Origin of the sequence: Gloeocapsopsis crepidinum LEGE 06123, assembly GCF_015207655.1 — a bacterium.
Taxonomy (GTDB): domain Bacteria; phylum Cyanobacteriota; class Cyanobacteriia; order Cyanobacteriales; family Chroococcidiopsidaceae; genus Gloeocapsopsis; species Gloeocapsopsis crepidinum.
On the sequence record NZ_JADEWN010000016.1, the window covers coordinates 18,849 to 33,560 of the forward strand.

At 41.3% G+C, this 14,712-nt stretch carries 14 protein-coding genes; 8 read left to right on the forward strand and 6 right to left on the reverse strand.

What is annotated here, in order from left to right:
• Nucleotides 1–104: 104 nt before the first annotated feature.
• Nucleotides 105–452, reverse strand: a complete 348-nt coding sequence (locus IQ230_RS08415; protein ID WP_193931570.1) for a DVUA0089 family protein — start codon at nt 450–452, stop codon at nt 105–107.
• A 1,124-nt stretch (nt 453–1,576) separates the two neighbouring features.
• On the opposite strand from IQ230_RS08415, the gene IQ230_RS08420 reads away from it, so the two are divergent.
• The 4 genes from IQ230_RS08420 (at nt 1,577) to IQ230_RS08435 (ending at nt 5,285) form a co-directional block, all read left to right on the forward strand.
• Nucleotides 1,577–3,391: a caspase family protein gene (locus IQ230_RS08420; protein ID WP_193931571.1), complete on the forward strand. Its 1,815-nt coding sequence runs from the start codon at nt 1,577–1,579 to the stop codon at nt 3,389–3,391.
• A gap of 117 nt (nt 3,392–3,508) precedes the next feature.
• Nucleotides 3,509–4,231: a pyridoxine 5'-phosphate synthase gene (locus IQ230_RS08425; protein ID WP_193931624.1), complete on the forward strand. Its 723-nt coding sequence runs from the start codon at nt 3,509–3,511 to the stop codon at nt 4,229–4,231.
• A 72-nt stretch (nt 4,232–4,303) separates the two neighbouring features.
• Nucleotides 4,304–4,636: an MgPME-cyclase complex family protein gene (locus IQ230_RS08430; RefSeq protein WP_193931572.1), complete on the forward strand. Its 333-nt coding sequence runs from the start codon at nt 4,304–4,306 to the stop codon at nt 4,634–4,636.
• Nucleotides 4,637–4,664: 28 nt separating this feature from the next.
• Entirely contained in the window at nt 4,665–5,285 is a 621-nt protein-coding gene (locus IQ230_RS08435; RefSeq protein ID WP_228054693.1) for a hypothetical protein, read from the forward strand.
• 69 nt (nt 5,286–5,354) lie between these two features.
• Here the strand turns inward: IQ230_RS08435 and IQ230_RS08440 are convergent, their stop codons facing one another.
• From IQ230_RS08440 to folD, 3 genes are all read right to left on the reverse strand, one after another.
• A complete protein-coding gene (locus IQ230_RS08440; protein WP_193931573.1) occupies nt 5,355–5,810 on the reverse strand; it encodes a divergent PAP2 family protein in 456 nt (151 codons plus the stop codon).
• Nucleotides 5,811–5,854: 44 nt separating this feature from the next.
• Nucleotides 5,855–6,781 (reverse strand): geranylgeranyl diphosphate synthase CrtE, encoded by a 927-nt coding sequence (gene crtE / locus IQ230_RS08445; RefSeq protein WP_193931574.1) that lies wholly within the window; start codon nt 6,779–6,781, stop codon nt 5,855–5,857.
• Between the two features lie 200 nt (nt 6,782–6,981).
• The gene (folD, locus tag IQ230_RS08450) at nt 6,982–7,854 is read right to left on the reverse strand and encodes a bifunctional methylenetetrahydrofolate dehydrogenase/methenyltetrahydrofolate cyclohydrolase FolD (protein ID WP_193931575.1); all 873 of its coding nucleotides are present in this window, start codon (nt 7,852–7,854) and stop codon (nt 6,982–6,984) included.
• Nucleotides 7,855–8,133: 279 nt separating this feature from the next.
• Between folD and IQ230_RS08455 the strand changes: the two genes are divergently transcribed.
• Both IQ230_RS08455 and IQ230_RS08460 read left to right on the forward strand, forming a co-directional pair.
• Nucleotides 8,134–8,562 carry a hypothetical protein gene (locus IQ230_RS08455; RefSeq protein ID WP_193931576.1) on the forward strand — a complete coding sequence of 143 codons (429 nt, stop codon included), beginning with the start codon at nt 8,134–8,136 and terminating at the stop codon, nt 8,560–8,562.
• Nucleotides 8,563–8,570: 8 nt separating this feature from the next.
• Nucleotides 8,571–9,008 (forward strand): NUDIX hydrolase, encoded by a 438-nt coding sequence (locus IQ230_RS08460; RefSeq protein ID WP_193931577.1) that lies wholly within the window; start codon nt 8,571–8,573, stop codon nt 9,006–9,008.
• Here the strand turns inward: IQ230_RS08460 and IQ230_RS08465 are convergent.
• Nucleotides 8,992–9,858, reverse strand: a complete 867-nt coding sequence (locus IQ230_RS08465; protein ID WP_193931578.1) for a DMT family transporter — start codon at nt 9,856–9,858, stop codon at nt 8,992–8,994. The genes IQ230_RS08460 and IQ230_RS08465 overlap by 17 nt on opposite strands.
• Before the next feature lie 573 nt (nt 9,859–10,431).
• Here IQ230_RS08465 and mutS point away from each other — a divergent pair.
• A complete protein-coding gene (gene mutS, locus IQ230_RS08470) occupies nt 10,432–12,990 on the forward strand; it encodes a DNA mismatch repair protein MutS (RefSeq protein WP_193931626.1) in 2,559 nt (852 codons plus the stop codon).
• 135 nt (nt 12,991–13,125) lie between these two features.
• Here the strand turns inward: mutS and IQ230_RS08475 are convergent, their stop codons facing one another.
• Nucleotides 13,126–13,905 carry a metallophosphoesterase family protein gene (locus IQ230_RS08475; RefSeq protein ID WP_193931579.1) on the reverse strand — a complete coding sequence of 260 codons (780 nt, stop codon included), beginning with the start codon at nt 13,903–13,905 and terminating at the stop codon, nt 13,126–13,128.
• Nucleotides 13,906–14,262: 357 nt separating this feature from the next.
• Here IQ230_RS08475 and IQ230_RS08480 point away from each other — a divergent pair, with 357 nt between their 5' ends.
• A complete protein-coding gene (locus tag IQ230_RS08480) occupies nt 14,263–14,463 on the forward strand; it encodes a hypothetical protein (protein ID WP_099701983.1) in 201 nt (66 codons plus the stop codon).
• Nucleotides 14,464–14,712: the final 249 nt, after the last annotated feature.

Genomic DNA, 14,712 nt, shown 5'->3' on the forward strand with positions numbered 1-14,712 from the left:
AAATCTTCTTTGCTCTATTCGACAATAGAAAAATATCTCTACAGTTTGTATCAATGCAGCCAGTTGATAAACAGTTGACTGCATTAAATACTCTCACTGTCGTCTTAAACGAGGAAGGTGGACGTATCAACAGGAGATGGAGGTAAAGTTTGGTCGTACACCAGTGTATAAGTACCAGTACTTCCGATCGCATCAGCAACCCCAATGTAGTATGTCCCGCTAGTGGGTGCAGTAAATTGCAGCATAGGGTCATAACCCAATGCCCAGCTGTCGTCTTGATAAGCTAATAAGTTACCAGCACTATCAAAGATGCCAACTACAGGATCTGCTAAAGTTCCACCAGCATTTGAGGCACCAAGTACTGATATTGTGTAATCCACTTCTCCAATAAACTCTACAGGAAAGAAATCCACTTCATCAGAGGTGCTAATACTATCTACAAAACTTGCCATGTCGTTTCTCCTGAAATAGGTGTTCTATGCGAGTATCCTATTGAAGCAACAACGGCAAAACTTTTCAGATTTAGATAATTAATTTAAATGACCTACTTTGGTCGAGTTCTTTGCACTTCTGTGCAATTAGCTTCTCTACTAGCATCGATGGCGTACAAGGTCAAATGACTCTGATGCTATCACTTGAGTCTTTCCTTTCAGAATGTTAGTTATACGAAATATGAAACATGGACAATTCAATAGTAAAAAACATACTCTTTCCGTAGCAAATTGATAATTTACTGATTCAATTTAAATTGAAAATTATAAATAGATGACTTCGCTAAAAATAAATCTCTTGCAGAAATCACAGATGCTCTTCAAATAAAGTCAAAGCTACTCAAAGGCAGTGCGCAGAAACACAATTTTGGTAAGAGTTTTATAGTAAGTTCATAAAGGTAGGTAGAGTTTATTTAGTTGCAAATTTATTTATGATGGCATTCATACAAGCTGTCTAATGTACAAATGGGAAGTCTTAAATTTACTGGATAAAGTGATATCTAACTTAGCCCTAATTTTGATGATAAATCACACACAATCGCAAATTTAATGCTAATAGCGCTACCCTTCCATTTGGATAATTGAGTTAAAGACTATAGAATTGCTCCCAAAATGCAACCAATGGTCAAAATCAACGTGGTAATCTTTATTTTGGGTAATAAGAGTAGTCATATGCCTTTTAGTAGAGATAGTAACAAGCTTGTTAATGCTTAGGAAAAGGTAAGATAACTAAAGACAGCGATCGCGATGTAAGCAATATGACTACAAGTTTGTTAAAAAAAGAAAATACAATTTTCACAAAAGTTACGGTTAGTCGTTTGGATGAGAGTTATTTCATTTGCCTGCAGTAACCAAGGTAAGCTGTAAACAACTTTCACGAAAAACAATTAACTATCTCTAGTATAGAGATGCTTTTTTTGATAAATTTTTAGTAAGTAAAAGTTAGCCCATATGTTTTTTTAAATAAAGATTTCATGAAGCAACTGCTAAATTTTTAAAGAAAGTTTAAAGTTTAAGCAAATCAATTAAGTTGCGTTAGTGTTCTTTTTTGGGGTTAGCATCTCTGGCAAATGTAGGAAATTATAATGGCTAAATTTGCACTACTTATTGGAGTTAGCCGCCACGGTACTGGCTTTAACACCTTACCTGGTGCAGTAAAAGATGTCGAGGCAATGCAACGTGTTCTGCAAAACCCAGATTTAGGATTTGATGAAGTAGAAATTCTACAAAACCCTGAACCTCTGAGCATGCAAGCAGCACTTGAGGCTTTATTTCGAGATAAGGCGCGTCAAAGTGATGATTTAGTATTACTTTATTTTTCTGGCTACTGTATCAGAGACTACAGTAATAAATTATATTTTGCGACAAATAGTACTAGTAAAAATCCTCAAAGGGAACTTATTAAATCAACAGTAGTACCGGCTGGTTTTATTCAAGATGTTATGAATGACAGCCGAGCGACGCAGCAAGTAGTTATTTTGGATTGTTGCTTTATTCAAGCTGCAGTGAATGTCGTTGCAGCACAGGCTCGTATCTCTGATGATGTTGCTAGGCAACTTGGAGGTAACAATAGAACTATTTTCTTATCTTCTGTAACTCAATCATTCTTTCAAAATAAAGGAAATGACCTTTCTACTTATACGCGTTACCTTGTTGAAGGTTTAGAAGGTGCGGCTGATTTAGATGGCGATCGCCAGATTGCAGTTGATGAGTTGCACGAATATGTCAGTCGCAAAGCAGAAGCAACTGCAGCTAATATAGAACCAGTAATTCTGAGTACACACAATAGCAGAATCTTACTTGTCCCTATATCAGAGATACACTCACGCCGCGAAGAACTACAAATACATCAAGCTAGTAGGGCAATCTTTGCACCAATACTCCAACATAGAAGCATCCGCCTGCTTTTAGGGGTTAGCTTGACAACGCTTGTCACTTTAGTGGGAGCAACCTATATTCTGCAACGACAACAATTGTTACAGTTGCCTTTTGGTGAATCTCTCGTTGCTGCACCCAGAGACTACAATCAAACTGCTCAAACACGCCTCGATCACTCCAAGACTGTTTGGTCACTGGCGACAACTCAGGATGGTCAAACCCTCGTCAGCAGCAGCGGCGACACAACAATTAGAATTTGGCATTTGCCAAGTGGCAGACCATTGCGTACGTTATCTGGACATACTGCTGCAGTTTGGTCAGTTGCGATCGCTCCTGATGGTAAATCATTAGTGAGTGGTAGTGGCGATAAAACAATTAAAGTATGGAACCTGGAAACAGGTGAACTGATCCGAACTATGAATGGATCGCAAGATACCGTTTGGGCAGTTTCAATTAGCCAAGATGGTAATACTCTATTGAGCGCTGATGGTAATAACACTATCAAAGTTTGGAATTTACAGTCTGGAGAGTTACTGCGAAGCTTTGCAGCAGAGACACCGCGGTTGAGAACAATTGCACTGAGTCCTGACGGACAAACCTTAGCGAGTGGCGGTCAAGGTCAAGACATTAACATTTGGGATGTTAATACAGGTAAACTAATTCGCACTCTGGCTGCACACAAAAGTAAGATTATTACTGTTGCCATTAGCCCTGATGGACAAACATTAATCAGTGGTAGTAATGACGAAACTGTTGAAGTTTGGAACATACACACAGGTAAATTAGTACGAACTTTGCACGGACATACAGATCATGTAAACTCAGTAGCAATTAGCGCTGATGGTCAGTTTCTAGTCAGTGGTGCTGAAGATCGCGAAGTCAAATTGTGGAGTTTGCGTACAGGTCAGTTATTACATACCTTTCAAGGACATCCTGAGGATGTTTACTCTGTGGCAATTAGCCCTGACGATCAAACGATAATTAGTGGCGACAAGGAAGGTCAAATTAAATTTTGGCGGTAGTTTGATCCCTAACTTTTCGGCAGCGGGACACCTATGCCACACAAGAGTACACACTGATTTTTGGAGATTTTCGCTACAATCTAGTGCTGGAACTTATAAATGCTAGGAGAAGTTAGATTGCCTACATTGGGAGTCAATATCGATCATATTGCAACAATTAGACAAGCACGACGAACTGTAGAACCCGATCCTGTCGCAGCAGCAGTCCTTGCCGAATTGGGAGGCGCTGACGGGATTACTGTACATTTACGCGAAGATAGACGACATATTCAACAAAGAGATGTGCAGTTGTTGCGGCAAACTGTACGAACGCACTTAAATTTAGAAATGGCAGCTACTGATGAAATGGTGGCGATCGCACTTGATATTAAACCGGATTACGTGACTCTTGTTCCCGAAAAACGCGAGGAAGTTACAACTGAAGGTGGATTAGATATTGTTGGTCAACTCGAACGTATGAACGAGGTCGTAGACAAGTTACAGTCTGCCGATATTCCTGTTAGTTTGTTTATTGATGCTGATCGCGCACAAATTGAAGCATCTGTCAAGACTAAAGCTCAATTTATTGAGTTACATACTGGGCGTTATGCAGAAGCCCACAACGAAGCAAATAGACAACAAGAACTTACAGTCCTTTCTCAAGGTGCCGAACAAGCGATCGCATCGGGGTTACGCGTCAATGCTGGACATGGATTGACGTATTGGAACGTCTATGCCGTGGCTTGTATTTCAGGTATGGAAGAACTCAATATTGGTCATACAATTGTTAGTCGAGCAGCTTTAGTTGGTTTAGAACGTGCTGTTCGTGAGATGAAACAAGCAATTCGTGGAGAGTTATAAAGTTCTCCTTAAATCAGTAAATGAAAGGTGAGATAATAACTACTCCCTGCGTCCTATTTTCTAGTCTCCAATATGCAAACTTACTACTACGTTCTGGCAAGTCAGCGCTTTCTCGTAGAAGAAGAACCATTGGATGAGGTTCTCAGAGAACGCACGCGCAATTATCACGAACAAGAAAAAGAAATCGATTTCTGGTTAGTCCTGCAGCCAGCCTTTTTAGAAGCACCTGAAATGGCACAAATCAAAGCTAAATGTCCTCAACCTGCTGCAGCGGTGATTTCTACGAGTTCTCAATTTATTACTTGGCTGAAATTACGATTAGAGTACGTCATCACAGGAGAATTTCAAGCACCGTCACAGACAATTCCTAATCCCTTAGCTTCGCTGGCGTCAATGTCGTCATAAAATGAAAAGCAATATCAGTGAGGAGGCTATGTACCAACGTGGAGCGATGCCACTACTCGGCTTAATTGTACTCTCTGCTGTCCGTTGGGTTATGAGTATGAATGTGGCAGTGGCTCAATCAACTCCTCCTGATTGCCAGCCACCAAGAACGGGCGAATATCTTGTATTAGTGCGATCGCCAACGCCAGCAGCACAAGAAAAACTACGTCGTGCTTTGCCACCTAATACTAATACTATCGTTTGCCGCTATCTCAACGAGACAGTAACGCGCACTGGCACTTTTACACAATTAGACAATGCCAACTCGCAAGTACAATCGATTCGCTCCTTAGGGGTAGCAGCCTTTGTTGTCCGTCCTAGTACAAACCCACAAGCATCAACACTAGCAGATCCCCAGCCTTTAGGTGCAGGATATGCGGTGTTAGTTGAATATTTCAACCGTCCCGAAACTGCAGCACAGGTACAGCAATTTTTAGGGACTGACGTCGGTTTAACTTCATATGTCCAGCGCCCTTACTTACTCGCACTACATACAAGCGATCAAAACAAAGCGACTGAAACGTTAAAAAGACTCAGCGATCAGGGCTTTTATGCTTTGTTAGTCAATAGTCGCCAAGTTACCCTCATCCGCCCCAAAGCTTCACCGTAAAATTTTACTTTCAATTAGAGAGTACTATTAATAATTCCCTCGCTCCTCACTCCTCACTCCTCGCCCCTACTAATATGCCGGACTTGCTAACCAAGAAATTGTTACGCCGAGAACTGATCCAACAATCACTTGAAAAGGTGTATGTCCAAGTAATTCTTTGAGTCGGTCTTCATTAAATTCTTTGTGTTCGTGGAATAGTTCGTCAATCATTTGATTCAAAATGCGTGCTTGTTTACCTGCCGCTTGACGAACTCCAGCAGCATCGTACATCACGATAATGGCAAAAATGGTAGCGATCGCAAACTCACTACTTGCCCACCCAGAAGTTTGACCAATACCTGTAGCTAAGGCTGTAACGAGTGCTGAATGTGCGCTAGGCATTCCGCCAGTTGTGACAAGAACGCGCATATCAAACTTGTGATTTTTGATTAATTCTATGACGAGCTTTGATGCTTGAGCGATGAGACAAGCTATTACAGCAACCAGCATTACACTGTTGTCTAGAATGTCGCCAAAGTCCTGCATGGTGTTTTGATGTCGGTTAAAAGATAGGCTGATAGCTGATAGCTTTAGTGCGTGCGGCTAGTGATAAATTTGGCGATCGCTTGTAGCGGAAGTGCTCTTTCTCCAAAAGAATCAAGTTCCGCAATTGCCGCTTGAATCAGTTGTTGTGCTTGACGCTGAGATTCCTCCAAGCCCCAAATACTCGGATAAGTTGCTTTTTGTGCTTGTAAATCTTTACCAGCAGTTTTACCGAGTTCTTCTTGAGTCGCAGTAATATCCAAAATATCATCAACAATCTGAAATGCTAACCCAATATTTTGTGCATAGCGCGTTAACCGTTGCAAATCTGCTTCTGGCGCACCCGCTAAAATCGCCCCACAAACAACACAAGCTTCTAACAAAGCTGCAGTTTTGTGATTGTGAATAAAGTTTAGCGTGTCAATTGAGACATCTGCTTTGCCTTCTGATTCTAGATCGACAACCTGACCGCCAACTAGACCTGCAGCACCAACAGCACGTCCTAGGCGACTAATCACTTGTAAAACTTGCTGTGCTGGCACATTTTCTGTCCTAGCCGCAACGTACTCAAATGCGTAGGCTAATAAACCATCTCCTGCCAGAATTGCAATGTCCTCTCCATAAACTTTGTGATTTGTCAACCTCCCGCGTCGATAATCATCATTATCCATTGCTGGCAGATCGTCGTGGATTAATGACATCGTGTGAATCATCTCCACAGCACAAGCTGTTGGTGTTGCCATTTCTGCTGTACCTCCAGTAAGTTCGCAGGTTGCAAGACACAGAATTGGACGTAGCCGTTTACCGCCAGCTAATAGTGAGTAGCGCATTGCCTCATAAATCTTCTCTGGATAAGTGACTGGCAGGGCACGATCAAGCGCTGCTTCAACTTGAGATTGCCGCTGTTGTAAATAAGCTGGTAGGTCAAATGGTACTTTTTCTTGAGGCGTTTGTAGGTTATCCGTTACTACCATTCCTGAGTTCCTTCAGCTGCTGTGGTATCCGTAACAATTTTACGGGGCTTTGGGAAGTTTATGAATGACAAATTCAGCATTTGTCATATCATCTCTGTTCAAATAACTAAGCTATCGGCAATACTGCTAGTGGTTAGTCGATAGTCACTAATCACTAGTCACCGCTTTAATCATCGGTAACTAGCTAAATTTGATGTTGTTCACTGATGGCGTTGCAGATAACTTGTAACCGTATTTTGTAATAACATCGCTACAGTCATTGGGCCAATTCCCCCAGGAACAGGAGTAATATACTCTGCCACATTCTGCACGGCATCGAAGTCTACATCGCCTACCAAGCGGCTACTACCACTTCCATCAGTAACGCGATTAATTCCTACATCGACAACAACCGCCCCAGGTTTTACCATATCCACTGTAATTAGTCCAGGACGACCAACAGCACCGATTAAAATATCCGCAGACCGCGTTATTGCACCTAAATTTTGCGATCGGGAATGAGCGATTGTCACTGTAGCATCTTCTGCGAGTAGCATCAAAGCTAAAGGCTTCCCAACTAAAATACTACGCCCAACAACAACAGCTTGCTTACCTTTTAGCGGAATTTGATATTCTTGCAACAACCGCATCACTCCTGCTGGAGTACAGCTACGTAAACCTTGTTCTCCTCGCACAAGTTTTCCTAAGTTAGTGGGATGCAGTCCATCTGCATCTTTGTCAGGATCGATTTGGAGTAGCAGCGCAACTGCATCTAAGTGTCCTGGCAAAGGTAACTGCACTAAAATGCCGTCAACTCGTTCATCTTGATTAAGACGGTGAATTGTCTGTTCTAATTCTGCCTGCGTCACTTCAATTTCAAAATGCTGCCCAAACGAAGCAATTCCTACATTAGTGCAAGCGCGTTCTTTGTTACGAACATATGCAGCACTCGCAGGATTATCTCCTACCATCAATACTGCTAAGCCAGGTGGACGATTAAATTGATTTTGAGTTTGAATTTGTTCTTTGAGTTCGCTTTGAAGACGTTGCGCCAAAGCTTTACCATTCAACAATTGTGCTTGCTTCATAACCATTCTTGGCACCTTCCTTTAGCAAAGCTACATTGAGTAACCTTGTACTCGCATCAAAAGTATTATGGCAATGGTCAACACGGTTAGGATCTTCAAGATGCTCAAAGCCATTTCCAAATCTCGCTTTTAACCCTGAACCAAAGGTCTGAGAAAAGCGCGTCCTCTGACCCCTGACCCTGCCATACGTCTAATCGAAACTAATTTTTTCTAACAATACTGGGCGATCGCAATTTCTCCGCATACGATTGAAATCTACTTACTTCATTAGTTGTGATGGTGCCAATGACTATGCAATTTCTTCGTCAGGCGATCGCGCCACAACTGAAACCTCTATACATTCTACCTTCTCTCTTGCTGACTGGTCTACTTGGCTGTAGCGGTGTACCTTCTGCACTCAACAGCATTAATGTAGGTTTTGGAGTTGATGTTTCTCAAATTGGTGATATTGAACCAACGCGCGATCAAGACAAAACAATCTATGTTCAGGGTAAAGTTGCGGCGCTGGTTCCTTTAGTCGATTGGTTGGCTTACCAAGTTCAAGACTCTAGTGGCACAATTTGGGTGTTAACTAATCAACGGAACATTCAACTTGCAGATCGAGTTTTAATTGAAGGAAAGCTACGCTATCACAGTATTCCTGTTGCAGAACAAGATTTTGGTGAGGCTTATGTCGAAGAACACCGCCAACTTGAACGTATTCCTTCCCAGTAAACTAACGTATGAACGATCAGAAAATTCATGTTGCGATCGCTGTTCTCTATCGCCAGAATCAATTTCTCATGCAATTACGCGATAATATTCCTGGAATTCTTTATCCAGGTCATTGGGGTTTATTTGGCGGACACATTGAATCTGGAGAAGTCCCCGAAGTTGCAATAATACGAGAACTACAAGAGGAAATCAACTACACTCCACCAGCGATCCTAAACTTTAGCTGCTATTACGATGAAAAAGTTGTACGTCATGTTTATCACGCACCATTAACTGTAGAACTCGATCAACTTGTTCTCAATGAGGGATGGGATATGGGTTTGCTAACACCTCAACAAGTTTTACAAGGTGAATGTTATTCTGCAAAAGCTGGCGAATATAAGCCTTTAGGCGCTCCTCATCAAAAAATCTTGCTAGACTTTATTAAGCTTAAGCCTTATTCGTAAGCAATACTCCTACCACTACTAAAGCACCCCCCATTAACAAGCTAAGAGTGATTTCTTCTTGTAATAGAACTGCTGCTAGCAAAATTGCTGATACGGGTACTAAATTGATAAAAATTGCAGCTTTAGCAGGTCCAATCGCTTTTACGCCTTCAGAATACCAAATAAAGCCAAGCGCAGAACTTAAAAATCCTAAATATAAAATAACTAACCAAGTTGCCAAATCAATCTGAATCAATTCTTGAAGAAACCCCTCTATTGCAGCTGGAATAAATAAGGCAACTGTACCAATAAGACAAGCATAAGTTGTTGCGACTAAAGGAGAAAGCTGCTGCATCGCAATTTTACCAATTAGCGTATAAGCAACCCAGCTAAATACGCATCCAAAAAGAAAAAAGTCTCCCAAACTTAAATTATTATCTAAAGTATCTAGCATTCCTCTACTAATTGCTAGAGCTGCTCCTAACAGAGAAGTAATAATTCCTATTGTTTTTAAAGTAGTAAGTTTCTCTTTAAAAAACAAGACAGAACCAAGCGCAATAAAGGTAGGATTTAAGGCAACAATTAATGCAGCACGACTAGCTGCAATAGTTTGTAAGCCAAAAAAAAAGAATGCATTATATGCAAAAACTCCTGTCATTCCCAGTAGAAAAACTTGCAAAAGTTGCTTCTTTTGAAGTTGAGGTAGGTGTCCCTCTATTTTTAATGTGAGTAGTAGCAGACAAATTGAGGAAACAGCAAAACGACAAAATGCTGCTGAGAAAGGTTCTAAACTTTGTACTACTAGCCTTCCTGCAATAAATGTACTGCCCCAAACTACCGCAGTTAGTACCAGTTTGATATAAACTATCAATATTAAAACCCAAATATTAGCATTTGTTTTCTATTGTCTCATATATTTAAATATCAAGCACAGCAGTATTTTTACCTAAAAAAAGTTCTTGTGATTTTTAACTTTTATTAGAATCAAATGCTAAATTGAATAATTGGAATTAGCTATAAGTAAGTGAAAATAAACATAGCTTAAAAGCTGTTAAAGAGGAAATTGATAATAGTTGATTAGCTAGCTATTAATCACGAATTAGTATAAAAAATGTGAAGAATTATCATGCCCACTTACTCAAATACCAAAAATGAGGTGGATATTTTGCTTGATTGTACTTAATTCAACAAAGTTTTTAAAAACTCAATGCGGTTTTAATATTTATATATAAATAAGAACTAAATAAGATAGTATAATATGTTCGAGTATTAATAAAATTTTCTAACTAAAAACTGAATGTGCAGATACTGTCCTAAGCTAGGATAGCTATCAGTGAACTGATTAACTACCTGTATTAAATTAAACGAAGACCAAGGCACACAACTGATTGCGATGAACACCTCCTCCTCTGCATCTACTTCCGTGGAATTTAATGGTAAGCCGATGCTGCGTAACGCTGACTATCGGAAATTGGATATTACCAAACTTTCACCAATGTACCAGCACTTTGTAAAAGTGAAAGAACAGTATCCAAATACAATACTACTGTATCGATGTGGAGATTTTTTTGAAACCTTTTTTCTTGATGCGCTGACGGTTTCGCAGGAATTAGAACTTGTCCTGACGAGTAAAGAAGGAGGAAAGGAAATCGGGCGAGTGCCAATGACAGGAGTGCCGCATCATGCACTAGAGCGGTATTGTGCAATGTTAGTTGAGAAGGGCTATGCGATCGCAATTTGCGACCAAGTTGAAGATGCAGAAGTTGCCGCAGCCCAACATCGTCAAGTGCGTCGAGAAGTCACGCGGGTACTTACTCCAGGAACACTTTTAGATGACGGAATGCTGCAAGCACGGTGCAACAACTTTTTAGCAGCAGTTGTCATTGCAGGCAGTCATTGGGGATTAGCCTATGCAGATATTTCTACAGGGGAATTCTTAACAACACAAGAAAGTAACTTAGAGCAGCTAACGCAAGAATTAATGCGGCTACAACCTTCAGAGGTGCTAGTGCCTACTAATGCTCCAGATTTAGGAAGTTTACTACGTCCTGGAGAAACTTCTGAACATTTGCCATCTTGTTTGCCAACTTCATTTTGCTATGCGCTGCGATCGCACACTCCATTTACTCCAGCAGAAGCGCGACAGCGTTTAGTCCAAAAATTTCGAGTGCGATCGCTTGAGGGCTTGGGTTGCGAACATCTTCCTCTAGCAGTGAGGGCTGCTGGTGGTTTATTACAATATCTAGAAGAAACGCAAAAAGAAAATCCAATTGCGCTACAAACCTTACGCACCTATACAATTACTGATTACTTAATATTAGATCACCAAAGTCGGCGAAATTTAGAAATAACGCAAACAGTCCGTGATGGTACGTTTCATGGTTCATTACTATGGGCATTAGACCGCACTAGCACAGCGATGGGTGGACGAACCTTGCGTCGCTGGTTTTTGCAGCCACTTATAGATATTAAGGGGATTCGTGCCCGACAAGATACGATTCAAGAATTAATCGAAGATAGTTCGCTGCGTCAGGATTTACGTGCCTGTTTGCGACAAATTTACGATCTAGAAAGATTAACAGGTCGTGCAGGTTCTGGTAGTGCAAATGCTAGAGATCTTGTTGCTTTAGCAGATTCGCTGGCAAGACTGCCTGAGATTGCTCGTCTTGTAGAAACGGCAAAATCGCCATATCTACGGGCTTTACAAAAAGTCCCATCGATACTGCAAGAATTAGGTGTCAAACTTCGCAACCATCTTGTTGAGTCACCGCCGATTTTACTTTCTGAAGGCGGCTTAATTCGCCCTGGCGTCGATTCACAACTTGATGAGAGACGCACCACCGTAGAAGCAGATCAGCAATGGATTGCGAATTTAGAAATAGAGGAACGCGCTAAGACAGAAATTCCCACATTGAAGGTAGGTTACAACAAAACCTTTGGTTATTACATCAGTATTTCTCGCAGCAAAGCCGATCAAGTTCCCAAGCATTACATCCGCAAGCAAACACTAACGAATGAAGAACGATATATCACTCCTGAGTTGAAAGAACGCGAAAGTCGCATCCTTAGTGCTAGAGACGATTTGAATCGCTTAGAGTATGAAGTGTTTACGCAATTGCGTGGTGAAGTTGCCGAACACGCTGAATTGATTCGCAATATTTCGCGTGCTGTAGCAGCGGCAGATGTATTGTGTGGTTTAGCTGAAGTAGCAGTTTATCAAGGCTACTGCCGACCAGAAATGGTGGAAGGGCGAGAAATTATTATCAAAGATGGGCGTCACCCTGTTGTCGAACAGTCTTTACCTGCAGGCTTTTTCGTTCCCAATTCTGCCTGTTTAGGTAATACACCATCAAACCAATTTCCCGATCTCATTATTCTCACAGGTCCGAATGCAAGTGGCAAAAGTTGCTATCTGCGTCAAGTAGGATTGATACAGTTAATGGCACAGGTGGGTAGTTTTGTTCCAGCCAATTCTGCACGATTGGGGATTTGCGATCGCATTTTTACGCGGGTCGGTGCAGTAGATGACTTAGCAACAGGTCAATCAACTTTTATGGTTGAAATGAATGAAACAGCCAATATTCTCAATCATGCTACTTCGCGATCGCTCGTGTTGCTAGATGAAATTGGCAGAGGAACTGCAACATTTGATGGTCTTTCAATTGCGTGGGCAGTAGCTGAATACTTAGCCTCAGAGATTCAAGCGCGGACGATCTTTGCAACACACTACCACGAGTTGAATGAACTCGCTTCAATTTTGCCGAACGTTGCTAATTATCAAGTCACTGTGAAAGAACTACCCGATCAAATCATCTTTTTACATCAAGTACAACCAGGAGGCGCAGATAAATCTTATGGCATTGAGGCAGGACGTTTGGCAGGATTGCCACCAGTGGTGATTCAACGCGCCAAACAGGTCATGGGACAAATTGAAAAGCATAGTAAAATTGCTGTCGGACTGCGTGAGGGTGTAGATGTCAAACAAGCGTTAAAGGCAAACTAACTTTTGATGCGCATTTTATGCCAACGATCAATATGGTTAGGACGTTATTAAAGTCTTGAGTTTTGGAAAGCGAACAAAGATACCGGAGGCATTTATTAAAAGAAGTGTCTTAACTCAACACTCAACACTTATAATTCATAACTCATAACTCTCCGTTCCCCTAATTTGTGAACCGTAGGTCTGAGAAAAGCGTGTCCTCTGACCTCTGACTTCTGACTTCTGACCCCTGCTATAAGTATCTGACTTACCTGGTATTAAAACGTTTCCTGCTTGATCGCTGATGCCAGCTTTTGCAACTCCATGAACCAGAATCTTACCGCCACTAATTGTTTTAGTATATTGCTCGTGGTGATGACCGTGGAACACAGCTTTTACTCCTAGTGCCTCAGCAAGTTCGTCAAGTTCTTTAAAGCCGTAGCAATGGCATGAAGGCGCTTCATGAGTCACTAAAATATCTGCTTGTTGATTTGATAGCGCTTTGTAGTGTTGCCAAAAAATGCTGGCATGATGTTTGCGAGGAATACCACCCCGCCAGCGTTCGCCTTTACCACAAATTGATAGTAAGTGATGATGGCTAGGAAATCTCGGGGCAGCAGGAGGACGCCAGATTTTGGCACGAAATACACCGCCTAATCCAGCAACTCGCTGACCAGCAATTTTAACAACACGACCGTGTAAATTACGATGCGCTAGCTGCGATGAAAACAAATGGTCGTACCAACAATCTTGATCTGCGTCGTGGTTACCGTGAATGAACCAAACTTCGGTTTTATCCAAAATGGCAGCTAGTTCTTCCTCTAGCGATCGCGCTAAGTCAAAATCGCCTAGCAAAATAACTGCTTGCGGAGAATATGTTTTTACTGCCCGAAGCACGGGTCTGAAATCACCATGCGGATCTCCACCGAATAAAATCATTAATTAAGTTGAAAATGCAACTCTTTATGATAATAAGGATCGCATATCTAGAACCTATGTTCCTTACCCAAAAGACGGATCGACACTGAAACACAACTATCGATAGGAAAGAAATCAAGCAGTTGCTTTGCATTTGAAAAGGCAACAAATTGAAAATTGAGCCTTTCTCCTCAATGTTTTTCTTCCCCTCACTCCTTACCCCTCACCCCTCGCCCCTTCTTTCGTAACTATTCTTAATACACTACGGCATAAAGCATTACACTTCATTGCAAAGTGAAAGATAATGTGAGATAGCGCGTGATAATTGCGGATGTGGATGAACCCGCACAGAATTTAGGAAAGGAGAACCCCGTGGCAATGCAATCAAAGGAGCTAAAACAAAATTCGGTGCATGAAGATTTCAGTGAGTATGTAGCTCATCTTCAACTTCATATGACTTTACAAGCTCGGAATTTAGTTCCCACCCTCAAGCCAAAGGTAATTGATAGCCGCGAACAGTTACTCCATCAAACTCAAGCAACTGTTGAAAAGTTGATTTCTCGCCAGAGAATATTCTAGATAGTACTGCGCTGCTGTCTAACACGAAAAGCAACCAGTTTCTAAAGATTATCAAATAAACATAATTCAGAAACCTTGAAGCACGCAGAACGCGCATCAAGGTTTTTATTTAGGCTGAGAACTAATAAATTTTTGTGGCGGATAACTAGCAAAAATGTCTTAGAAAGCAGACATAGCAGGCATTTTGCTGTTTTCTGTTTGTATGGTTAAGAAATCCGTACTTAAGCTGAACAGCGATCGCTGAGCTTT